Source organism: Pseudomonas sp. TE3552, from assembly GCF_056278945.1.
The window spans coordinates 3420459-3440547 of sequence record NZ_JBWBQJ010000001.1; the positions used below are offsets into that span (position 1 = coordinate 3420459).

Here is a 20089-nt window from a genome sequence, read left to right on the forward strand (position 1 = left end):
CGGCTATGGGTTCTCTGTAGCGTTACTTCAGGGACACGACTTTGACCGGCCTCGCCTCTTTCTTCTTTTTCCTGCCCTTGGCCTTGCCGTTCTTGCCGCCGTTGCATTCCACGGTGGTCGACCAGCCGGCTTGGGTGTAGACCTGCTCCACCGAGTCCGCCAGATACTCGCCATCAAGCCCGACCTTGAATCCCTGGGCGTTGATCGTCCGCTCGGCAAACAGGTCCGTGCGCCCGGGCATTTCAAACCGAACATCCGCGCTCGAGCGGTTGAACGCCGCCAAGCGCGCCTTGGCCGCCGATTCCGCGGCGGTCTTGTTCGGATGAATGTGCCGATCGGTATGCACCGCCGGCAGGCCGTCCGGCACGTCGTCATTGTCCAGGGAGACGACCGCGAGCTTTCCGGTCTTCTTGTCCTGGTGCTTGGTGGCCACCGCCTTGTGTGCGCTGCGATCGCCAAAGCGAAACTGCCAGCGACTGACGTCACGGCGGGTCAGGGTGACGGCCCCAAACGCCTTGCCGCTGGCCGTCTGGCCACTTTGACGGGGCATCACCAACAGCTTCCCGTCGCCGACCTTGGCGGTACAGTCGTATTGCTTGGCCAGGCGCGTGATGAAGTTGAAGTCGGATTCGCTGAGCTGGTCGGCCCGGGCGACCTTCGTCGTGACCGGGCACACCGGCTGCCAGCCATTACGCGTGGCGACATCGCTGACGATCTTGGACAGCGGCACGTTCTCCCAGCTACCGCTGCGGATGGTCTTGCCGCTGCCGCGCATGTCGCTGGCCTTGCCCTTGATCACGATCACATCCGGCGGACCGGATACCGTGACCTCGTCCACCACATAGAGGCCCAAGCGCGCCAGGCTCGTCTCGGCATAGCCCAGGTAGATCTCGATGCCGATGCCCTTACGGGGCAGCGTCACCAGCCCGTCGCGGTCATCAATACGCAATTCGAATTCGTCCGACTCCATGCCGGGTTTGTCCGTGGTGCTGAGCTGCAACAGCCGATCGTTGATCAGGCTCGTGATATCGGCCCCATCCGCCACGATACGAAAGATGGGCGTCATGAATTTTTTCCAAAAAAATACCCGCACAAGGCGGGCAAGAAAGTAAGGAATTTGAAGCGATGAACGAAACGAGTGTAGATCATCAATCCCATAGCGTTACCTGCTCCGTAGCAGGGGCCAGCAGATCCGGTAGCGTAATGAGTACCCCTGCGCGATAAGGTTGAGGCTCGTCAGCCAACCCCTGATTGGCATCCAGCACCGCCTCGACACTGCCGACCAAATGGCCGTAGTAGTTGTGACAGATGGTGTCCAACAAATCCCCGTCAGACGTTCTGCATGTCGTCGCCATAGCGTACAAACTCCAGCGTGAACCCTTGTTTGCGCGGGATGCCACCCTGCATCAGCGCGCTCTGTTCTTCTTCAATGCTCTTGAGGCACCAGTTCCCCAGCACGTCGCCATAACCCGTGACCAGGCTCAACGGCTCAAGCTTGGCGCCAATCGCGCGCAACGTGTCGAGCTGCTTCAGGCCGCCCTTGAAACCCGGGAAGATCGCGCCCTTGAGCGTAATCTTCTCGTCGCCCATGCCCACGGCTTGCTGCGCCGGCCGGCGCGACAGGCGTTCCTGCGAGGCCCAGCGGAACTCGGTCGAGCGTCGCAGCTCGTCAAAAGCCGCCGTGTCTAGATTGAAGAAATACGGCTGCGCCTTGGGGTCTTTGGGCTGGATGATCAGCAAGTGCGGGAACGGCTTCACCGCCTCACCGTGTGCGGCACCGATGCTGAGATCTACGGCAAGGTCACCGAGTCCATCAACCACCTGGCTGCAGCGGCAACCCCTGCCGCACACGCCGCTTGAGGGGGATGCCATGGATCGCACACTCGCCCAAGCCGCAATCCACCTCGGCTTGACCCGGCCCAAGCTCATCAGCCAGATGCGGGAGAAGGGTCTGCTCAACGAACGGAACCTGCCGGCCTACCCCAACCGTGATCGCGAGTACCTAAAGGTCAAGGACGGCCAGTGGTACCACGAACAGCTCGGCATGCAGTACAGCCAATCGACCCGAGTCAAACAACCCGGCATCCGCTGGCTGGCCGATCAGTTGGGCATCGACCTACCTGCCATCCCGACAGATAACCGTGATGTGGCCTAGGGAATACGCCCGCCAGATCATTGCCATGCGGACACGAGAGGAGCGCAACGCCGCGCTCCTCGAAGTGCCCGAACATCTGCGCGAGCTGACCAAAACCCACTGCCTGAACGCCTGGAACCATCCGGCAAAAACACGACGCAAGGAGGCTGCGCAAGCCAATGACTAATGCAGGTCAAACACCACTCCGACTGCTGCCCGCACCAGAGTCGGCCACCGTAGAACTGCTCTACCGCACTTTCGGCGACGTGCTGATCCCGCTGGAAAAAGTGCGCGAGCAGTACTTCCGCAATCTCAACGAACAATCGTTTGTGGCCGAGATCAACAGCGGCCGGATTCAGCTTCCCATCACCACGCTGGACACCAGCCGCAAGGCACCGAAGTACGCCCACATCCGGCATGTCGCCTCATTGATCGACATCCGTGCCTACAAGGCGGATGAAGAAATGCTGCGACCGCAGGACGAACCAACCGAGTAAGACCAGCAACCCGAATGGCTGCCACCACCAGCCAAGTGATACCAGGAGCACACCACATGACTTCAATTCAACCAGCGCCTGATGGACCAACTCGCTATCGAACACCGGAGGAAAGCGGCATGAAGACCAACCGGCATACCACCCAAACAATGACCGCTTTGCTCCGCCACGCTAATGGGGTCGATGCACCAGGAACAAAGAGTCTCTGCTGCGCAGCAGCAGGCATTACTGCTTTTCCTTGTGCCGCCACCGAGGCACTTATACCCCACCAAACGCTGCGCCGGGCAGCCACACCCAATGCAACGCTAAACGCTTGGGATCGCCCGCCCGCGCAGCCTGTCATGGGGTATACGCACTTCGACAACGCAGCAGAAGCACTGCCCCAGACCTACCAGGTCGACAAAATTCCGGAAGACAAGATGGCCGAACTGGTCGGCACGACCCGCCGAGCATTGCAAGGCAAGCGCGCCAGAGGGGTTATCCCCAAAGGTGTTTGGAACACCATCGACAGCCGCATTTACTACAGCATCAGGAGATACGAGGCATGGCTCGAAAGCCAATGGGATTGCCCACCGGAGTTGAATTTGCTGGACAGTCCGTCCGCATTCGCTTCACCTGGAACGGGCAACGCCGTTGCGAAACCCTCCCCTATCCCCAAACGCCGAAGGGGATTAAGGCTGCCGCCGACCTACGCGCTAACGTAATCAGTCTGATCAAGCATGGCGTGCTGGATGATCAGCGCTATACCGAACTGTTCCCCAACTCCGCTTATGCCACCTACTCGGCGACTCCCCGTTTCGGGGAGTATGCCCAGGAGTGGCTCAACAGTCGGGAGATCGTGGCCGGTACACGCAAGAACTATCTCGGCTCCCTCAATCTGTACTGGATGCCTTATCTGGCAATGCTGCCCATCGACAGCATCACGTCGGTGATGCTGCGCAAGGTGGTGGCCAACACCGAATGGCCATCACCAGGCGTGAAGCGCTCGGCGATCCAGCGTTTGACCATGGTGTTCGGTACCGCGGTGAAAGACGGGCTGATCAATCGCAACCCGGTGGACTCCATCGAACTGCCGGCGAGGGCCAAGAAGCCGATCGACCCCTTCACGGTGGACGAAGCCGACGCCATCATCGATCACCTGTACAAGACGCTGACCCATTCGATGCGGATCTACGCGGCGTATTTTGAGTTCGCCTTCTATACCGGCATGCGTCCCAGCGAAATGGCGGCACTGCGCTGGGAAGAGGTCGACAAGGACAAGCGCCTGGTCAATGTGTGTCGGATCGTCGCGGACTACAAGATCGAGGAGCGTACCAAAACCCGAACCGAGCGCCAGGTCATGCTCAATAGTCGCGCGTTGCATGCGATAGAGGAAGCCGAGCGGGTGGCCAAGCAACGCACGCAGCAGAGCCGTCGCAAGCAGGCGGAGTCGCCGTTTGTGTTCCCGCCCACCAAGAACTTCGAGTTCATCCAGCAGGCGAGTGTGACCGACAAACACTTCCAGGTGGCGCTGACCGATTTGAAGCTTCGCGCCCGCCGGCAATACAACTGCCGACACACATACGCTACCATGTGCCTCATGGCGGGGATGAACCCTGCATTTATTGCCACTCAGCTCGGTCATAGCGTTCAGATGCTGCTATCGACCTACGCCCGATGGATAAACTCCAGCACCGACTGGGGTGAACTCGGGAAGCTCGAAAACAGCTGGATTGGTACAAAATTGGTACAGACTGAAACAGTACCCCTCTGAAACCCTTATGGAATCAGCCCCTGTGACACTGGAACAGAATTACACCGAGATTCTCGGCCAATTGGGCGAGGATGCCTCCCGCGAGGGCCTGCTCGACACGCCAAAACGTGCCGCCAAAGCCATGCAGTACCTCTGCCGCGGTTATGAACAGACACTGGAAGAGGTCACCAACGGTGCCTTGTTCAGCTCCGATAACAGCGAGATGGTGCTGGTCAAGGACATCGAGCTCTACTCGTTGTGCGAACACCATCTGCTACCGTTCATCGGTAAAGCCCACGTTGCCTACATCCCGAGCGGCAAGGTCCTGGGGTTGTCGAAAGTCGCGCGGATCGTCGATATGTACGCCCGTCGCCTGCAGATCCAGGAAAACCTCAGCCGCCAGATCGCCGATGCGGTCCAGCAAGTCACTGGCGCCCTGGGCGTTGCTGTGGTGATCGAGGCCAAGCACATGTGCATGATGATGCGCGGCGTGGAGAAACAGAATTCGACGATGATCACCTCGGTGATGCTCGGCGAGTTCCGCGAGAACGCAGCCACCCGCAGCGAGTTTCTCAGCCTGATCAAGTAATTCGCGGCACAAGAAAACCGGCACTGATCGCCGGTTTTTTTTCGCCTGCGAAAAATCAGGTAAGCTGCGCGCCTTTCTTCATTCGCCCCGTGAGGCTTACAACGTGTTCGTCAAAGCGCTTCGTGTCGGCCTCGGCCAACTGATCATCTTCATCGACTTCATCACCCGTCCTGGCAAAAAGCAGCGCCCCGCCGCCGCTCAGGCTCAGGTCGAAGCGGCCGCCAAGGACCTGACCCTGTATCAGTTCCACGCCTGCCCGTTCTGCGTGAAAACCCGTCGTACCCTGCGTCGCCTGAACGTGCCGGTGGCCCTGCGCGATGCCAAGAACAGTGAACAGGATCGCCAGACCCTGCTGGAGCAAGGCGGCAAGATCAAGGTTCCGTGCCTGCGCATCGAAGAGAATGGCCAGACCACCTGGATGTATGAGTCCAAGGTGATCATTGATTATCTGGATAAGCGATTTGCTGCGGCCTGATGGTTTTGTGGTGCTTTGACCGGCGTCATCGCGGGCACAAGCACTACAATTCCCAGACAAAAATAAACCGGCCGATTGGCCGGTTTATTGGTTTATACCCTCCCTTCAGGCCGCTTCTGCCTTCTGTACCTGACGTACCACCGCCGCCAGCCGCTTGAGCCCTTCGTCCAGCCGCACCGGGTCGATGTGGCTGAAGTTCAGCCGCAGATGGCCAAGGTTGTTGTCCGGCTCGGGGAAAAACGGTTCGCCCGGCATAAACGCCACATCCGCCGCCAGCGCAGCGTTGAGCAACGTGCGGGTATCCAGCGGCTGCTTGAGCGTGAGCCAGAAAAACAGCCCTCCCTGCGGCACGTTCCAATCCGCCAGATCGGAAAAGTGCCTTTCAAGTGCGCACTGAAACGCATCCCGACGAACCCGGTAGAAGTCCCGCAACTCACTCAGGTGCTGCTGGTATTTTTCAGTGCCGATCCATTGCAGCGCTTGCCACTGTCCGATGCGGTTGGTGTGCAGATCGGCCGATTGCTTGAGCCGCAACAAGTGCGGGAACAGGTCTGGACTGGCGATCAGGTAACCGACCCGCAGGCCCGGCAACAGGGTTTTCGACACGGTGCCGGTGTAGATCCAGCTGGCCTTGTTCAAACGGCTGACGATCGGCGTGGCACTGCCGCCGTCGAAGGTCAGTTCGCGGTAGGGTTCGTCTTCGATCAGAGTCACGCCGAATTCGTCGAGCAACGCCGCCACCGCGTCGCGCTTGGCTTCGCTGTAACGCACCGCCGACGGGTTCTGAAACGTCGGAATCAGGTAGATGAACGCGGGCTTGTGCTTTTCCAGACGGCTGCGCAATTGCACAAGGTTCGGGCCATCGGCTTCCAATGGGACGGTGATGCAGTCGGCGCCAAACAGCTGAAAAATCTGCAACGCCGCCAGGTAGGTCGGCGCTTCGAGCAGAATCTCGGTGCCTTTGTCGATGTACAGCTTGGCCGCCAGATCGAGGGTTTGCTGGGAGCCGCTGACCACCAGCACCTGACTCGCCTCGCACGGCACGCCCAACGCTCGGGCTTCGGCGGCCAGCGCCTCACGTAGCGCCGGCTCGCCTTCGCTCATGCCGTATTGCCCCATGGACAGCGGCATGTCGGCCCACTCGACGTTCGGCAGCATGGCTTCGGCCGGCAAGCCGCCAGCAAACGACATCACTTCCGGGCGCTGGGCGGCGGCGAGGATTTCACGGATCAAAGAACTTTTAAGGCGCGAGACACGTTCGGAAAATGCCATGGGGTCACCGGTAGCGAGGCCTGAGGAAAATGAGTCAAACTGATTGACCGAAATTACGACAGACCGAGCGGATACGTCAATATGCTTGACCTTAAAAACCCCAGCACTCAGCAGCAAGCCATGGAAGCGTTTTTCTTTGGCTACCAGGCTTTCACCGCCAAGGCCGATGAAATGCTCGAGCGTCGCGGCTTGAGTCGGGTGCATCAACGCATCGTGTTTTTCATCGCCCGCTACCCTGCCCTCAGCGTCAAGGAGTTGCTGGCGTTGCTCGATGTGACCAAGCAGGCGCTGAACATTCCGCTGCGTCAGTTGGTGGAAATGCATTTGGTGAATAGCGTCGCGTCCCAGACCGACAAGCGTAAGCGGCTGCTGGAACTGACCGTTGAAGGTGCGCGGTTCGAGCAATCGCTGCGTCGCGAGCAGGTGAAATTGCTGGAGCGGGCGTTTGCCGAGGCTGGGGAGACGGCGGTGAATGGGTGGTTGGCGGTGAATCTGGCGTTGGGGGAAGTAACCAGAGTTGACCGGGACGACACCTGACTGTGGCGAGGGAGCTTGCTCCCGTTCGGCTGCGCAGCAGTCGCAAAGAACGATAACACCGGTATGCCTGAAAAATCGCCATCGCCTGAGTCGGGCCGCTGCGCGCCCCAGCGGGAGCAAGCTCCCTCGCCACAAAAGCTCGCTACACAGCACATTTCATATCTATATACCCTGCCTGCCTTTTTTTTCGTCTACAAAATCAAAAACATTATTTGCTTTATTTGTATACAAAAGCATAATTCGCTTCGTGCGAGTTCCTGACCAATAGGTCAACAAATTCGCAAGTACCTCAAAGGGTCGCTGCCACCCTCATGGGTCCGGCCCTGGAAATAACAATAAAACTCTTGAGGAGTACTCGCTGTGGAAAGCCGCAAATCCGAAGCCTCGACGCTGGAACTCTCGCCGCCATTACGCAATGGCTGGCTGGAGCGCATCTTCAAACTCAGCTTGCACGGCACCACGGTGAAGACCGAGCTGATCGCCGGTCTGACAACCTTCATCACCATGGCCTACATCATCTTCGTCAACCCCAACATCATGGCCGACGCCGGGATCGATCACGGTGCTGCATTCGTGGCCACCTGCATCGCTGCTGCGCTGGGTTGCCTGTTGATGGGCCTGTACGCCAACTGGCCGGTCGGCCTGGCGCCGGGCATGGGCCTGAACGCGTTCTTCACCTACACCGTGGTCGGCACCATGGGCTACAACTGGGAAACCGCCCTCGGTGCGGTGTTTGTTTCCGGTGTGTTGTTCATGTTCCTGACCTTTTCCCGGATTCGCGAATGGCTGCTTAACAGCATTCCAGTGAGCCTGCGGTTTGCCATGGGCGCAGGGGTTGGCTTGTTCCTCGGCCTTATCGGCCTGAAGACCGCAGGCATCGTCGTCGATAGCCCGGCCACTCTGATCAAGCTCGGTTCGTTGCGCGAGCCTGGCCCGCTGCTCGCCGCCATCTGCTTCCTGATGATCGCCGTGCTCAGCTACCACAAAGTGTTCGGTGCAATCCTCATCAGCATCATCACCGTGACCCTGGCCGGTTGGGGCCTGGGCCTGGTGCATTACGAGGGCCTTATGTCGGCACCGCCGAGCCTGGCCCCGACGTGGCTGGCCATGGATGTCGCCGGCGTGTTCAACGTCAGCATGATCAGCGTGGTGCTGGCCTTCCTCTTCGTACACATGTTCGACACCGCCGGCACCTTGATGGGCGTCGCCCAGCGCGCCGGCCTGGTGAACGCCGACGGCAAGATCGAAAACCTTTCCCGCGCCCTCAAAGCCGACAGTGCATCCAGCGTGTTCGGTGCAGTGGTTGGCGTTCCGCCGGTTACCAGCTATGTCGAAAGTGCCGCGGGGGTCGCCGCAGGTGGTCGGACTGGTCTTACCGCCGTGACCGTTGGTGTGCTATTTATAGCCGCGATGTTTTTCGCACCGCTGGCTGGCATGATCCCCGCTTACGCAACCGCCGGTGCGCTGATTTATGTGGCAATGCTGATGATGGGCGGCATGGCGCACATCGAATGGGACGAAGCGACCGACAGCATTCCGGCGATCGTTACCGCGATCATGATGCCGCTGACCTTCTCGGTCGCCGACGGCATCGCGCTGGGCTTTATCACCTACGTGGTACTGAAGGCCTGCACCGGTAAGCACAAGGAAATTTCCATCAGCCTGTGGGTACTCTGCGCGATCTTCATCGCCAAGTTCGTTTTCTTGTAAGCCGTCTACGTTTCAAAAACAGTGTTTCAAAACAGCCTCACCCCGTCGGGTGAGGCTTTTGCATATAGGGAGCAAAGTGATGAGTCTGGAAACCTGGCTGCTGTTCAGCGGTGCCGCACTGGTGGTGATCCTGATCCCGGGGCCCCTGTCTTTGCTGATGATCAGCAACAGTTTGAATTACGGTTTGCGCCGTTCTTACCCGGCGTTTCTCGGGGGCGTGTTTGCCTCGATCTGCCTGCTCAGTGCGTCGGCTTTGGGCCTGGGCGCATTGTTGCTGGCGTCGGAACAGCTGTTTAGCGCCCTGAAAATTGTCGGCGCGCTGTACTTGTTCTACCTCGCCTGGCAGAGCTGGCAGCAATCACGCCAGCCATCCCAGGGCGCCGAAGTGCCCCAGGCCGCGCCAGCACCGCGCTTTCGTGCACTGTTCGGGCGCGCGTTCATGCTCGGCGCGAGTAATCCAAAAGACATTTTGTTCTTTGCAGCTTTCCTGCCGCAGTTTCTGAGTGCCGAGCAGCCCTTCCTGCCGCAGTTGCTGGTGATGATTGCCACCTGGACCGTGCTGGATTTGCTGTGCAAATTGGCTTATGGGCTGGGTGCTCATGGTGCCGCGCGATATCTGCGCAGCGGCAAGGGGCAGAGCTGGTTTAACCGGGTGAGTGCGGGATTGTTTAGCGGGGCTGGTGCGGCTTCGTTGTTGAGTCGCTAAGAGCTTCGCGGGCAAGCCTCGCTCCTACAGGTTTTGAGTCGTTCACATGGACGACATCCACTCTGTAGGAGCGAGGCTTGCCCGCGAAGGGTCCCTCCCAAGCACCACATTCCTCAGGGCAAAAAAAGCCCGCAGTGTGAGCGGGCGAAAGACCAAAGAAGCTTATGCGCAGGATTCTGGGGGGAAAGTCCTAGCTTCCTCTATAGGTCGAATAGCTGTAGGGCGAAATCAACAGCGGCACATGGTAGTGATCCTGTTCGGCAGAGATGCCGAACCGCAGCACCACCACATCCAGGAACGCAGGCTCAGGCAGCTGAACCCCACGGGCACGGTAGTAATCACCCGCGTGAAACTGAAGCTGATAGACCCCGGACCGATAATCATCGCCTTGCAGCAACGGCGAATCGACCCGGCCATCGCTGTTGGTAATTGCAGTGGCAACCAGTTCCAGCTGCGAGCCTTCAACGCGGTACAGCTCGACCTTGATCGAACTGCCCGGGCAACCGTGTGCAGCGTCCAAAACGTGTGTAGTCAAACGTCCCATTGATTCTGCGCGCCTGCCTGCGTGGAGCAGTCAGACCTCGCGCCTCCCGAAGTCAGTTGAAAAGGAGACCGCACCGTTTCGGAGCACGAAAAGCTGCGGCGAGCGACTGATTAAGACACTTTTTAAAAAAATTGTACACAATAAAAACGACATTTTTACCACCACCAGCACCATTCAGGGATTACCAGCGAATCTTGCGCCAAACCATAAGATCAAAGGACCTCTTATCCATTAGCTGACCAGTCAGGCAGGTTTCTTGCAGTATCCTCCGAAGAGGACAGTGAGCAAAAAAGGCAAAAAAACAGGCTTACAAAGTTAACATAAAGTTGTATACAATCACTCCATCGCTGTGACGCCAGGCTGTCATCTCATCGCCAGGCCGCCACACAACCCTGACCTTGAATAAGTCGACACGAACAAGAAGGAAGACTGCAGTGAGCGCTGACTACCCACGCGACCTGATCGGTTACGGCAGTAACCCTCCTCACCCACACTGGCCGGGCAATGCCCGCATCGCCCTGTCCTTCGTGCTCAACTACGAGGAAGGTGGCGAGCGCAACATCCTTCATGGCGATAAAGAGTCCGAAGCCTTCCTCTCGGAAATGGTCTCGGCGCAGCCTCTGCAAGGCGAGCGCAACATGAGCATGGAATCCCTTTACGAGTATGGCAGCCGTGCCGGCGTCTGGCGGGTTCTGAAACTGTTCAAGGAATTCGACATCCCGCTGACCATTTTCGCCGTAGCCATGGCCGCCCAGCGCCATCCGGACGTGATCCGCGCGATGGTCGAAGCCGGCCACGAGATCTGTAGCCACGGCTATCGCTGGATCGACTACCAGTACATGGACGAAGCGCAGGAACGCGAGCACATGCTCGAAGCGATCCGCATCCTCACTGAAATCACCGGCGAGCGCCCACTGGGCTGGTACACCGGCCGCACCGGCCCGAACACCCGTCGGCTGGTGATGGAAGAAGGCGGTTTCCTCTATGACTGCGACACCTACGACGACGACCTGCCCTACTGGGAACCGAACAACCCGACCGGCAAGCCGCACCTGGTGATCCCGTACACGCTGGATACCAACGACATGCGCTTCACCCAGGTCCAGGGCTTCAACAAGGGCGATGATTTCTTCGAATACCTCAAAGATGCTTTCGACGTGCTGTACGCCGAAGGAGCCGAAGCACCGAAAATGTTGTCGATCGGCCTGCACTGCCGGTTGATCGGCCGTCCGGCGCGTCTGGCCTCGCTCAAACGCTTTATCGAATACGCTAAAAGTCATGAACAGGTGTGGTTCAGCCGCCGCGTCGACATCGCTCGTCACTGGCACGAAACCCACCCGTTCCAAGGGACCGCGAAATGAGCACCTTTCAAACCATCAAACCGTCGAGCCTGAACCGCGACGCGTTTGTCGCCGCCTTCGCCGACATCTACGAACACTCGCCATGGGTGGCCGAAAAGGCCTTCGACCTGGGCCAGGACGCATCGATCGACGAGATCGAAACCCTGCACCAGCGCATGAGCGACATCCTGCTCTGCGCCGATCACGCAAGCCAGCTTGAGCTGGTCGTCGCGCACCCGGACCTGGCCGGCAAAGCGGCCGTCCAGGGCGAACTGACCGAAGCCAGCACGAACGAACAGGCTGGCGCCGGTATCCACCAATGCTCGAGCGATGAGTTTGAACGCTTCACCGAGCTGAACGACGCCTACAAGGCCAAGTTCAAGTTTCCCTTCATCATGGCGGTAAAAGGCAGCAACCGGCATCAGATCCTCGCGGCGTTCGAAACGCGCATCCACAACTCGGTCGACACCGAATTCAAATGCGCGCTGGCAGAGATCAACAAGATCGCGTTGTTCCGATTACTGACCCTATAGCAAGCCTGGCCCGACGTTGACGAACGCAAAAAACGCTCCGGGCCCTGCAAGCATCCCAAGCCAACTTATTAAAGGCAGACAAGAAGAATGAAAGCTTACGCTGTACCTTTCGAGAAGTTCGTCAACCTGGCCGACGCCCGCCTGGGCACCAAAATCATCTCGGTCACCGATGACTGGTTCGCCGACGCCAACCGTCTGTTCCAGCCGACCCCGGCCGTGTGGAAGGAGGGCGTGTTCGATGACAACGGTAAGTGGATGGACGGCTGGGAGTCGCGCCGCAAGCGCTTCGAAGGCTACGACAGCGCGGTGATCCGCCTGGGCGTACCAGGCTCAATCAAGGGCGTGGACATCGACACTTCATTCTTCACCGGCAACTACCCGCCATCGGCCTCCCTGGAAGCCTGCTTCCTGGCCTCGGGCGAGCCGGACGAAAACACCCAGTGGACTGAAGTGCTGTCGGCCGTCGAGCTGCAGGGCAACAGCCACCACTACTATGAAATCAACAACGACCAGGCGTTCAGCCACCTGCGCTTCAACATCTACCCGGATGGTGGTGTGGCCCGTTTGCGTGTGTACGGCATTCCGTTCCGCGACTGGTCCGCTGTTGGCGACAACGAACAGGTCGACCTGGCTGCAGCCCTGAACGGCGGCCGGGCGCTGGCCTGCTCCGACGAACACTTCGGCCGCATGAGCAACATCCTCAATCCGGGCCGTGGCATCAACATGGGCGATGGCTGGGAAACCGCCCGTCGTCGCACGCCAGGCAATGACTGGGTGATCGTCGCGCTGGGCCATGCGGGTGAAGTCGAGAAAGTCATCGTCGACACCCTGCACTTCAAGGGCAACTACCCGGACAGCTGCTCGATCCAGGGCGCATTCGTGAAGGGAGGCACCGACAGCCAGATCGAAACCCAATCGCTGTTCTGGCGCGAACTGCTGCCAAGCCAGAAGCTGGAAATGCACGCCGAACATACCTTCGCCGAGCAGATCAAGGCACTGGGCCCGATCACCCACATCCGCCTGAACGTGTTCCCGGATGGTGGTGTGAGCCGCCTGCGCGTCCTCGGCAAGGTAGCAAAATAAGCGCTGAACCTGTGGCGAGGGAGCTTGCTCCCGCTGGGCTGCGCAGCGGCCCCGCTCTTTGTTTAAAAAGAATCGGGAGTGCTGTGCACTCCAGCGGGAGCAAGCGCCCTCGCCACAACAAACAACACAGAATTTTGGATAAGAAGACCAGCATGCGCACATTGACGATTGAACCGCTGACCAAAGAAGCCTTCGCCCCTTTCGGTGACGTGATCGAAACCGACGGCAGCGATCACTTCATGATCAACAACGGTTCAACCATGCGCTTCCATAAACTGGCGACGGTGGAAACCGCTACGCCAGAGGACAAGGCGATCATCAGCATCTTCCGCGCCGACGCGCAGGACATGCCGCTGACCGTGCGCATGCTGGAGCGTCATCCGCTGGGCAGCCAGGCGTTCATTCCGCTGCTCGGCAACCCCTTTCTGATCGTGGTCGCGCCACTTGGCGATGAACCTGTATCAGGCTTGGTCCGCGCCTTCGTCACCAACGGCAGGCAGGGCATTAATTACCATCGCGGCGTCTGGCACCACCCGGTGCTGACGATCGAAAAGCGGGATGACTTCCTGGTGGTTGATCGCAGTGGCACAGGCAATAACTGCGATGAGCATTTTTTCAAAGAGGATGAGTGTTTGATCCTCGCCCCCCACCAATAAGAGAAGGTCTGATCACTCGACGACAGAGTGACAGGCGAGAGGTAAAGACTGTGGAAGCACATCTGTTGGAATGGCTGAACCTGAGCGTGCGCTGGGTTCACATGATCACTGGCGTGGCCTGGATCGGTGCGTCGTTCTATTTCGTCTGGCTGGAAAACAACCTCAACCGGGTCAACCCGAAAAACGGCCTGGCGGGCGATTTGTGGGCGATCCATGGCGGCGGTATCTACCACCTGGAAAAATACAAACTGGCTCCACCGACCATGCCGGACAACCTGCACTGGTTCAAATGGGAAGCCTACTTCACCTGGCTGTCAGGGGTCGCGCTGCTGTGCGTGGTGTTCTACTCCAACCCGACGCTGTACCTGCTGGCACCTGGCAGCACCCTGAGCGGCCCTGAAGGCGTGGCCATCGGCCTCGGCTCGCTGTTCATCGGCTGGTTCATCTACTCCTTCCTCTGCGACTCTGCCCTGGGCAAACGCCCTGCCCTGCTCGGCGCAATTCTGTTCGTGCTGATCATCGGCTCCGCTTACGGCTTCAGCAAAGTGTTCAGCGGTCGTGGTGCGTACCTGCACGTCGGCGCCATCATCGGCACCATCATGGTCGCCAACGTGTTCCGCATCATCATGCCGGCCCAACGCGCCCTGGTGGCGGCGATTGCCGAGAACCGCACGCCCGACCCGGCGCTGCCGGCCAAAGGTTTGCTGCGTTCGCGGCACAACAACTACTTCACCTTGCCAGTGCTGTTCATCATGATCAGCAACCACTTCCCGAGTACCTACGGCAGCCAATACAACTGGCTGATCCTGGCCGGGATCGCGGTGCTGGCGGTGTTGGTGCGCCACTACTTCAACACCCGTCACGACAGCCACAAATTCGCCTGGACCCTGCCCGTTGCGGCGGTCGGCATGATTTGCCTCGCATACGTGACCGGCCCGACGCCGATGTCCAGCGCGCCTGAAGTGGCCAAGGCGCCAGGCACCATCGAGTACCAGCCGCTGCCGGAAACTGCCTTGGGTGGTGGTGCCAAACCTGAAGCCGTGAAACCTGCTGCGCCTGCCGCTGCACCGGCTCAGGCTCAGGCCTCGAATCAGGGCCCGACGTTCGACAAGGTTCACAGTGTGATTCAGGAACGGTGCGCCGTCTGTCATTCGGCCAAACCCACCAGCCCACTGTTCAGCGCAGCACCGGCTGGCGTGATGTTCGATACGCCAGAACAGATCCGCCAAAACGCTGCCCGCATCCAGGCTCAAGCCGTTACCAGCCAGATCATGCCACTGGGCAACATCACCCAGATGACCCAGCAGGAACGTGACCTGATCGGCGCGTGGATTGTTCAGGGAGCCCAAACCCAATAAGCAACACACCGTTGTGGCGAGGGGGCTTTTATGGCCACAGCAAGCCCCCCCGTCACAGGTCCACCTGATACACAAATCACAAGAATAAAAAAGATCCGAGGTGTTGCATGTCCGAGCTATCCGAAGCCCGCATCCCCGACGCACCCGCCATTCAACGTTTACCCCTCTTGCAACTGCCGAAAGCGGCGCTCCTGGCGGCGTCGATTCCACCTTCGGTGGGCGGCACGGCGATTGCGAAGTTCGGCATGGTCGCCGCCACCGGGATCAAGATTCTTCAGGAAGCCGGCTGCCACGCCCACCCGCACTGACCCACTAAAAGACACACCCCCTGTGGAAGCGAGCCTGCTCGCGATGACGGTATGACATTCAACATCAATGTTGACTGAACCAACGCCATCGCCAGCAGCCTCGCTCCCACAGGAGTGGCTACCTGTGCCTCAAACAATAAAAACAAAAGGGAGCAACAGATGATTCATGACCAGAAAAGCCTGTCGTTTAGCGACACCAGGCTGACCGCTGACAACCGCGCCCCAAACCTGTCCCCGACGCTCTGTTGCGGGGCACTTGAGACCTGTCCAAGGAGTCAGTATTCTCCGCGGCCACCAGAATCCGCTCTAAAAAAAAGCGCGGATTTAATTCCTGACCAGAAAGACAACTTATCCAGGCTCTGGACAGTACCAAGGCACCCCGAAATGACGCTCAATCGACTGTTTTCGAACAGCCGAATGGGCGTTTTTTGGCTTTTTGAAAGCCTTGGCTCAGCTCTTGCTAACAGCACCAAAGCTGACCGGATGGATGATTTTTTACAGCAGCAAGAAAAGGCGCCACACCAGAGCGCCGACCTTAGAAAAATAACGTGGAACCACCTACTTTTTGGGAGCAACCGAATGAAACGTACGTGCACCAGCCTGATGCTCGCGGGATCCTTGCTGGCCGGGGGCCAGGCCATGGCCGGCGACTTGCTGCAATGGCAGAACAACAGCCTGACCTACCTCTATGGCAAGGACTTCCAGGTTAACCCGCGCATTCAGCAAACCGTCACTTTCGAGCACGCCGATGCCTGGAAGTACGGCGACAACTTCGTGTTCGTCGACAAGATTTTCTACAACGGCAAGGATGACAGCGGCGTCGGTTCGAACACCTATTACGGCGAGATCAGCCCGCGCTTGTCGTTTGGCAAGATCTTCGACCAGAAACTGGAATTTGGCCCGGTCAAGGACGTGCTGCTGGCCATGACGTACGAGTTTGGTGAGGGCGATACCGAGTCCTACCTGATCGGTCCGGGTTTCGACCTGGCGATTCCCGGCTTCGACTACTTCCAGCTGAACTTCTACCAGCGTCACACCGAAGGCAGCCGCCCCGGTGACAACGTCTGGCAGATCACGCCGGTCTGGTCCTACACCATTCCCGTGGGCGATTCGAACATCCTGATCGACGGGTTCATGGACTGGGTGGTCGACAACGACCAGAACAGCAAAGGCACCTACCACGCCAACCTGCACTTCAACCCGCAGATCAAATATGACCTGGGTAAAGCGTTGAACATTGGCGAGAAGCAGTTGTATGTGGGTGTCGAGTACGACTACTGGTCAGACAAGTACGGGATCAAGGACAGCCAGTCCTTCAAGACAGATCAGAGCAATACGAGCTTGCTGGTGAAGTTCCACTTCTGATCGTAAAAGCTTCGCGGGCAAGCCTCGCTCCTACAGGTTTTTTGTCGTTCTTCGGCCATGTGAACGACGCAAATCCTGTAGGAGCGAGGCTTGCCCGCGAACAGCCGCACCACAAATCTCAAGCCGGAACCGCAGGCTCCACCAACCCCAGAAACCGACACAACTCATCCCGCTTGGCCAACGCATCGCGCCGCCCCAGGTCAATCAATTCGCTGCAATACCCTGCCTCAAACAGTAGATAACTCAGCACCCCCGCCCCGCTGGTCTTCGTCGCCCCCGGCCCGCGCAAAAACAGACGCAATGCCGCCGGCAACTCCTGCCGGTGCCGCGCCGCAATCTCATCGATCGGCTGGCTCGGCGAAATCACCAGCACTTCCACTGGCGCCGCCCCCAATGCACGACTCGATGTGCCGTCGGGCAGCAGGTGGCTGAACTGGTTCAGACGCTGCAACAACTCGATGTCACTTTCCAGGCTGTCAATGAACGTACTGTTGAGCAGGTGCCCACCGATTTGCGCCAGGGTCGGCTGCTGACCGGTATAGGCGCGTTGCAGCGGTTGTTGCGGATCGACCCCGCGCGGGTTGCCGCTGACACCCACCACCAGCACGCGGTTGGCGCCCAGGTGCAGGGCCGGGCTGATCGGTGCCGATTGACGCACCGCGCCATCGCCGAAATATTCTTCGCCGATTTTTACTGGCGCGAACAGCAACGGAATCGCGGAACTGGCCAGCAGATGGTCGACGCTCAATTGTGTCGGCACGCCAATTCGCCGATGGCGCAACCAGGACTCGATGGTGCCGCCGCCCTGATAAAACGTGACGGCCTGGCCGGACTCATAGCCGAACGCCGTGACCGCCACCGCCTGCAATTGCTTTTGCGCAATTGCTTCGGCAATCCCGGGCATGTGCAGTTTGTGATTGAGTAAACGGCGCAGCGGCGAGCTGTTGAGCAGGGCCACTGGCACCGGCGAGCCAATGCCCATCAGGTTGTGACTGACAAAACGGGTGGCCTGATGGATCACCCCCGGCCAATCGCTGCGTAATACCAGATGGCTGCGAAAACCTTGCCAGAAGGTCGTCAGACGCTCAATCGCGCCCCGAAAATCCATCGCCCCACTGGCCAGGCTGACCGCATTGATCGCACCGGCCGAGGTGCCGACGATCACCGGGAACGGATTCGCCGCCCCCATCGGCAGCAGTTCGGCAATCGCCGCCAGCACGCCCACCTGATAGGCCGCGCGAGCCCCACCGCCGGAAAGAATCAACCCTGTAACCGGTTCAGCAGAACTCATTGCAACGCTCCATGGTGCTTATAGGGGTCGGTGACTCAACCGCGTTTGGCGTACAGTTTCGGCTCGCCCGGTGGCCGGCTCTTGAAGCGGCGATGCGCCCAGAGGTATTGCTCCGGACACTCACGCAAAGCACTTTCGACCCACTGGTTGATCCGAATGCAGTCAGCTTCTTCCGTCTCGCCGGGAAAGCCCTCGAGCGGCGCATGGATCACCAACCGATAACCGCTGCCATCCGCCAGGCGTTCCTGGGTGAACGGCACCACCAGCGCTTTGCCCAGCCTGGCGAATTTGCTGGTGGCGGTAACGGTCGCCGCCTGAATCCCGAACAGCGGCACAAAGATACTTTGCTTGGCGCCGTAGTCCTGATCCGGTGCGTACCAGATCGCTCTGCCGGCCCGCAGCAGTTTGAGCATGCCGCGCACGTCGTCGCGCTCCACCGCCAGCGAGTCGAGGTTGTGCCGCTCGCGGCCACGACGCTGGATGTAGTCGAACAGTGGATTCTTGTGTTCGCGGTACATGCCATCGATGGTGTGCTGCTGACCGAGCAACGCCGCGCCGATCTCCAGCGTGGTGAAATGCACAGCCATCAGAATCACGCCTTTGCCGTCGCGCTGGGCCTGCTTCAAATGCTCCAGGCCTTCGACATGGGCCAGTTTCGCCAGACGCTTGCGCGACCACCACCAGCTCATGGCCATCTCGAAGAAGGCGATGCCGGTGGACGCGAAGTTTTCCTTGAGCAGGCGCTTGCGCTCATCGGCGGACTTTTCAGGGAAACACAGCTCAAGATTGCGCTTGGCAATGCGCCGTCGGTCGCCGGCCACTCGGTACATCAATGCACCCAGGGCGCGACCGATCGCCAGCAACGCCGGATACGGCAACTGCACAATCAGCCACAACAGCCCCAGGCCACACCACAGCGGCCAGAAACGCGGAGAAAGAAATGCTGTTCGAAATCGCGGGCGTTCCATTAAAGGTTCCGGAAAGTTAATGGCCGCGCATTCTACATCGTTCGACCCGGCTTGCGGCCCGCGGGCGTTCTCGTTATAAGTCTCGGCACTTTTAGTGACAAGCCGTTGTATGCCGACCATGAGCCAAACCGAACCGCTAGACCAAGATCCCGTGTTCCAGTTGAAGGGCAGCATGCTCGCCATTACGGTGCTGGAACTGGCCCGTAACGACCTCGAGAACCTTGATCGGCAATTGGCCGCCAAGGTCGCCCAGGCACCCAACTTCTTCAGCAACGCGCCGCTGGTACTGGCCCTGGACAAACTCCCGGCCAGCGAAGGCTCGGTCGACCTGCCGGGATTGATGCGCATCTGCCGCCAGCATGGCCTGCGCACCCTGGCGATCCGGGCCAGCCGCATCGAAGACATCGCAGCGGCCATTGCGGTCGATCTGCCAGTGCTGCCGCCGTCCGGCGCGCGAGAACGCCCGCTCGACCCGCTCGAAGGCGTCGTAGCGAAAAAACCGGAAAAACCACCGGAGCCGACCATCAAACCGACGAAAATCATCACGTCGCCAGTACGTGGTGGTCAGCAGATTTATGCCCAGGGCAGCGATCTGGTGGTGATTTCGTCGGTCAGCCCGGGGGCGGAACTTCTCGCCGATGGGAACATCCATGTATACGGCCCGATGCGCGGTCGTGTCTTGGCCGGCGTCAAAGGTGACACGAAAGCCAGGATTTTCTGCCAGCAAATGACCGCTGAACTGGTCTCCATCGCCGGTCACTACAAGGTTTCCGAGGATCTGCGTCGTGATCCATTGTGGGGCGCGGGCGTACAAGTCAGCCTGTCGGGCGACGTGTTGAACATCATTCGGCTTTAACGGATACTGCCGCATTTTCCAAGCATCTCTAAAACATAGCGAAAACGGCTCAAACGAAGTAGGAAAAAGGCTAAAAGCAGTGTTTACCGGGGGTAAACGCCGCTCAGAGCCGGATTCCAGCCAAGGCTGTCCGAC

At 59.2% G+C, this 20089-nt stretch carries 23 protein-coding genes and 2 pseudogenes; 18 read left to right on the plus strand and 7 right to left on the minus strand.

Annotation, left to right across the window (positions count from 1 at the left end):
- Window positions 1-22: 22 nt before the first annotated feature.
- The 3 genes and pseudogenes from ACZ9BB_RS15245 to ACZ9BB_RS15255 form a co-directional block, all read right to left on the minus strand.
- Window positions 23-1066 (minus strand): phage late control D family protein, encoded by a 1044-nt coding sequence (locus ACZ9BB_RS15245; RefSeq protein WP_476214471.1) that lies wholly within the window; start codon window positions 1064-1066, stop codon window positions 23-25.
- 82 nt (window positions 1067-1148) lie between these two features.
- Window positions 1149-1355 (minus strand): tail protein X, encoded by a 207-nt coding sequence (locus ACZ9BB_RS15250; RefSeq protein WP_476214472.1) that lies wholly within the window; start codon window positions 1353-1355, stop codon window positions 1149-1151.
- A pseudogene (locus ACZ9BB_RS15255) lies at window positions 1330-1764 on the minus strand (phage tail protein); the annotation flags it as partial. The pseudogene ACZ9BB_RS15255 and the gene ACZ9BB_RS15250, both read right to left, overlap by 26 nt.
- Before the next feature lie 106 nt (window positions 1765-1870).
- Here ACZ9BB_RS15255 and ACZ9BB_RS15260 point away from each other — a divergent pair.
- From ACZ9BB_RS15260 to ACZ9BB_RS15290, 7 genes are all read left to right on the plus strand, one after another.
- Window positions 1871-2155 (plus strand): phage antirepressor KilAC domain-containing protein, encoded by a 285-nt coding sequence (locus ACZ9BB_RS15260; protein WP_476214473.1) that lies wholly within the window; start codon window positions 1871-1873, stop codon window positions 2153-2155.
- 25 nt (window positions 2156-2180) lie between these two features.
- Window positions 2181-2321, plus strand: coding sequence for a hypothetical protein (locus ACZ9BB_RS15265; protein ID WP_476214474.1), 141 nt, complete (start codon window positions 2181-2183; stop codon window positions 2319-2321).
- Entirely contained in the window at window positions 2314-2631 is a 318-nt protein-coding gene (locus ACZ9BB_RS15270; protein ID WP_201257050.1) for a pyocin activator PrtN family protein, read from the plus strand. The genes ACZ9BB_RS15265 and ACZ9BB_RS15270 overlap by 8 nt, the downstream gene beginning before the upstream one ends.
- Before the next feature lie 56 nt (window positions 2632-2687).
- Window positions 2688-3335 (plus strand): hypothetical protein, encoded by a 648-nt coding sequence (locus tag ACZ9BB_RS15275; protein WP_476214475.1) that lies wholly within the window; start codon window positions 2688-2690, stop codon window positions 3333-3335.
- Window positions 3236-4384, plus strand: coding sequence for a tyrosine-type recombinase/integrase (locus ACZ9BB_RS15280; protein ID WP_476218322.1), 1149 nt, complete (start codon window positions 3236-3238; stop codon window positions 4382-4384). The genes ACZ9BB_RS15275 and ACZ9BB_RS15280 overlap by 100 nt, the downstream gene beginning before the upstream one ends.
- A gap of 22 nt (window positions 4385-4406) precedes the next feature.
- The gene (gene folE / locus ACZ9BB_RS15285) at window positions 4407-4952 is read left to right on the plus strand and encodes a GTP cyclohydrolase I FolE (RefSeq protein WP_320394541.1); all 546 of its coding nucleotides are present in this window, start codon (window positions 4407-4409) and stop codon (window positions 4950-4952) included.
- A 103-nt stretch (window positions 4953-5055) separates the two neighbouring features.
- The gene (locus tag ACZ9BB_RS15290; RefSeq protein WP_218394266.1) at window positions 5056-5427 is read left to right on the plus strand and encodes a glutathione S-transferase N-terminal domain-containing protein; all 372 of its coding nucleotides are present in this window, start codon (window positions 5056-5058) and stop codon (window positions 5425-5427) included.
- A gap of 105 nt (window positions 5428-5532) precedes the next feature.
- Here the strand turns inward: ACZ9BB_RS15290 and ACZ9BB_RS15295 are convergent, their stop codons facing one another.
- Window positions 5533-6699, minus strand: coding sequence for an aminotransferase-like domain-containing protein (locus ACZ9BB_RS15295; RefSeq protein ID WP_476214476.1), 1167 nt, complete (start codon window positions 6697-6699; stop codon window positions 5533-5535).
- 81 nt (window positions 6700-6780) lie between these two features.
- On the opposite strand from ACZ9BB_RS15295, the gene ACZ9BB_RS15300 reads away from it, so the two are divergent.
- The 3 genes from ACZ9BB_RS15300 to ACZ9BB_RS15310 all read left to right on the plus strand — a co-directional run bounded on the left by ACZ9BB_RS15300 (window position 6781) and on the right by ACZ9BB_RS15310 (window position 9652).
- On the plus strand, window positions 6781-7236 hold the full coding sequence (locus ACZ9BB_RS15300) for a MarR family winged helix-turn-helix transcriptional regulator (RefSeq protein WP_476214477.1): 456 nt from the start codon (window positions 6781-6783) through the stop codon (window positions 7234-7236).
- Between the two features lie 360 nt (window positions 7237-7596).
- Window positions 7597-8946: an NCS2 family permease gene (locus ACZ9BB_RS15305; protein WP_476214478.1), complete on the plus strand. Its 1350-nt coding sequence runs from the start codon at window positions 7597-7599 to the stop codon at window positions 8944-8946.
- Window positions 8947-9025: 79 nt separating this feature from the next.
- Window positions 9026-9652, plus strand: a complete 627-nt coding sequence (locus tag ACZ9BB_RS15310; RefSeq protein ID WP_476214479.1) for a LysE family translocator — start codon at window positions 9026-9028, stop codon at window positions 9650-9652.
- 190 nt (window positions 9653-9842) lie between these two features.
- Here ACZ9BB_RS15310 and uraH read toward each other — a convergent pair whose 3' ends face one another.
- Window positions 9843-10196 (minus strand): hydroxyisourate hydrolase, encoded by a 354-nt coding sequence (uraH, locus tag ACZ9BB_RS15315; RefSeq protein ID WP_218394262.1) that lies wholly within the window; start codon window positions 10194-10196, stop codon window positions 9843-9845.
- Between the two features lie 434 nt (window positions 10197-10630).
- On the opposite strand from uraH, the gene puuE reads away from it, so the two are divergent.
- The 7 genes and pseudogenes from puuE to ACZ9BB_RS15350 all read left to right on the plus strand — a co-directional run bounded on the left by puuE (window position 10631) and on the right by ACZ9BB_RS15350 (window position 16839).
- Window positions 10631-11557 carry an allantoinase PuuE gene (puuE, locus tag ACZ9BB_RS15320; RefSeq protein ID WP_476214480.1) on the plus strand — a complete coding sequence of 309 codons (927 nt, stop codon included), beginning with the start codon at window positions 10631-10633 and terminating at the stop codon, window positions 11555-11557.
- Complete coding sequence (gene uraD / locus ACZ9BB_RS15325; protein WP_476214481.1) at window positions 11554-12069, plus strand: 2-oxo-4-hydroxy-4-carboxy-5-ureidoimidazoline decarboxylase; 516 nt, start codon at window positions 11554-11556, stop codon at window positions 12067-12069. Before puuE ends, uraD begins: the two co-directional genes overlap by 4 nt.
- A gap of 87 nt (window positions 12070-12156) precedes the next feature.
- Window positions 12157-13152 (plus strand): allantoicase, encoded by a 996-nt coding sequence (alc, locus tag ACZ9BB_RS15330; RefSeq protein WP_476214482.1) that lies wholly within the window; start codon window positions 12157-12159, stop codon window positions 13150-13152.
- Window positions 13153-13304: 152 nt separating this feature from the next.
- Complete coding sequence (locus tag ACZ9BB_RS15335) at window positions 13305-13808, plus strand: ureidoglycolate lyase (protein ID WP_476214483.1); 504 nt, start codon at window positions 13305-13307, stop codon at window positions 13806-13808.
- A gap of 50 nt (window positions 13809-13858) precedes the next feature.
- Entirely contained in the window at window positions 13859-15166 is a 1308-nt protein-coding gene (locus tag ACZ9BB_RS15340; RefSeq protein ID WP_476214484.1) for a urate hydroxylase PuuD, read from the plus strand.
- A gap of 173 nt (window positions 15167-15339) precedes the next feature.
- A pseudogene (locus ACZ9BB_RS15345) lies at window positions 15340-15450 on the plus strand (hypothetical protein); the annotation flags it as partial.
- A 603-nt stretch (window positions 15451-16053) separates the two neighbouring features.
- Window positions 16054-16839 (plus strand): outer membrane protein OmpK, encoded by a 786-nt coding sequence (locus tag ACZ9BB_RS15350; RefSeq protein WP_476214485.1) that lies wholly within the window; start codon window positions 16054-16056, stop codon window positions 16837-16839.
- 118 nt (window positions 16840-16957) lie between these two features.
- Here the strand turns inward: ACZ9BB_RS15350 and ACZ9BB_RS15355 are convergent, their stop codons facing one another.
- A complete protein-coding gene (locus ACZ9BB_RS15355) occupies window positions 16958-18130 on the minus strand; it encodes a patatin-like phospholipase family protein (protein ID WP_476214486.1) in 1173 nt (390 codons plus the stop codon).
- Between the two features lie 35 nt (window positions 18131-18165).
- Window positions 18166-19098, minus strand: coding sequence for a lipid A biosynthesis lauroyl acyltransferase (locus ACZ9BB_RS15360; protein ID WP_476214487.1), 933 nt, complete (start codon window positions 19096-19098; stop codon window positions 18166-18168).
- Window positions 19099-19216: 118 nt separating this feature from the next.
- On the opposite strand from ACZ9BB_RS15360, the gene minC reads away from it, so the two are divergent.
- Window positions 19217-19954 carry a septum site-determining protein MinC gene (gene minC, locus ACZ9BB_RS15365; RefSeq protein ID WP_105339951.1) on the plus strand — a complete coding sequence of 246 codons (738 nt, stop codon included), beginning with the start codon at window positions 19217-19219 and terminating at the stop codon, window positions 19952-19954.
- Window positions 19955-20089 lie beyond the last annotated feature (135 nt).

Excerpts from the sequence above, each read along its gene's own strand:
- minC (WP_105339951.1), top strand. The coding sequence starts at position 19,217 with ATGAGCCAAACCGAACCGCTAGACCAAGATCCCGTGTTCCAGTTGAAG.
- ACZ9BB_RS15270 (WP_201257050.1), top strand. The coding sequence starts at position 2,314 with ATGACTAATGCAGGTCAAACACCACTCCGACTGCTGCCCGCACCAGAG.
- ACZ9BB_RS15275 (WP_476214475.1), top strand. The coding sequence starts at position 2,688 with ATGACTTCAATTCAACCAGCGCCTGATGGACCAACTCGCTATCGAACA.
- uraD (WP_476214481.1), top strand. The coding sequence starts at position 11,554 with ATGAGCACCTTTCAAACCATCAAACCGTCGAGCCTGAACCGCGACGCG.
- ACZ9BB_RS15310 (WP_476214479.1), top strand. The coding sequence starts at position 9,026 with ATGAGTCTGGAAACCTGGCTGCTGTTCAGCGGTGCCGCACTGGTGGTG.
- ACZ9BB_RS15350 (WP_476214485.1), top strand. The coding sequence starts at position 16,054 with ATGAAACGTACGTGCACCAGCCTGATGCTCGCGGGATCCTTGCTGGCC.
- ACZ9BB_RS15260 (WP_476214473.1), top strand. The coding sequence starts at position 1,871 with ATGGATCGCACACTCGCCCAAGCCGCAATCCACCTCGGCTTGACCCGG.
- ACZ9BB_RS15245 (WP_476214471.1), bottom strand. The coding sequence starts at position 1,066 with ATGACGCCCATCTTTCGTATCGTGGCGGATGGGGCCGATATCACGAGC.
- uraH (WP_218394262.1), bottom strand. The coding sequence starts at position 10,196 with ATGGGACGTTTGACTACACACGTTTTGGACGCTGCACACGGTTGCCCG.
- ACZ9BB_RS15295 (WP_476214476.1), bottom strand. The coding sequence starts at position 6,699 with ATGGCATTTTCCGAACGTGTCTCGCGCCTTAAAAGTTCTTTGATCCGT.
- ACZ9BB_RS15250 (WP_476214472.1), bottom strand. The coding sequence starts at position 1,355 with ATGGCGACGACATGCAGAACGTCTGACGGGGATTTGTTGGACACCATC.
- alc (WP_476214482.1), top strand. The coding sequence starts at position 12,157 with ATGAAAGCTTACGCTGTACCTTTCGAGAAGTTCGTCAACCTGGCCGAC.
- ACZ9BB_RS15360 (WP_476214487.1), bottom strand. The coding sequence starts at position 19,098 with ATGGAACGCCCGCGATTTCGAACAGCATTTCTTTCTCCGCGTTTCTGG.
- ACZ9BB_RS15335 (WP_476214483.1), top strand. The coding sequence starts at position 13,305 with ATGCGCACATTGACGATTGAACCGCTGACCAAAGAAGCCTTCGCCCCT.
- ACZ9BB_RS15265 (WP_476214474.1), top strand. The coding sequence starts at position 2,181 with ATGCGGACACGAGAGGAGCGCAACGCCGCGCTCCTCGAAGTGCCCGAA.
- ACZ9BB_RS15300 (WP_476214477.1), top strand. The coding sequence starts at position 6,781 with ATGCTTGACCTTAAAAACCCCAGCACTCAGCAGCAAGCCATGGAAGCG.
- ACZ9BB_RS15355 (WP_476214486.1), bottom strand. The coding sequence starts at position 18,130 with ATGAGTTCTGCTGAACCGGTTACAGGGTTGATTCTTTCCGGCGGTGGG.